Origin of the sequence: Phytohabitans aurantiacus (genome assembly GCF_027923225.1) — a bacterium.
Lineage (GTDB): Bacteria > Actinomycetota > Actinomycetes > Mycobacteriales > Micromonosporaceae > Phytohabitans > Phytohabitans aurantiacus.
This window is the reverse complement of the sequence record NZ_BSDI01000143.1, coordinates 1-406: the sequence shown is the minus strand read 5'-3', so window position 1 is coordinate 406 and position 406 is coordinate 1. Positions and strand designations below refer to the sequence as shown.

Below are 406 nucleotides of genomic sequence, written 5' to 3'. Positions count from 1 at the left end.
GATGTACAACTCACCGGGGATCCCCACCGGCACGGGGGTGTAGCCGCCGTCGAGCACGTACGCCCGATGATTGGCCATCGCCCGACCGATCGGCACGGTGGACTCGCCGGGGGCGCACCGGTGGGTGGTGCACAGCACTGTCACCTCGGTCGGGCCGTATCCATTGTGGAATTCGACATCCGGGCGGCTCCACCGCTTCACCAGCTCCGTGCCGCACGCCTCGCCGGCCACGACGACCATGCGCAGGCTGGGCAGGTCGGCGGTGGCGTCTACCCGGGCCAGGACCGCCGGCGGCATCGACGCCACCGTGATGCGTTCGCGTGCCATCAGGGCGGTCAGCTGCTCGGGGTCGTGGAGGTGCTCGCGGGGAGCGCACACCAACAGGGCGCCGCTGGCCAACGTCGCG

The 406-nt window shown here is 71.2% G+C and carries 1 protein-coding gene; it reads right to left on the bottom strand.

Annotated elements, in window-relative coordinates:
* The coding region (locus QMG73_RS46175) for an AMP-binding protein (protein ID WP_281906531.1) at positions 1–406 on the bottom strand (406 nt) is incomplete at both ends.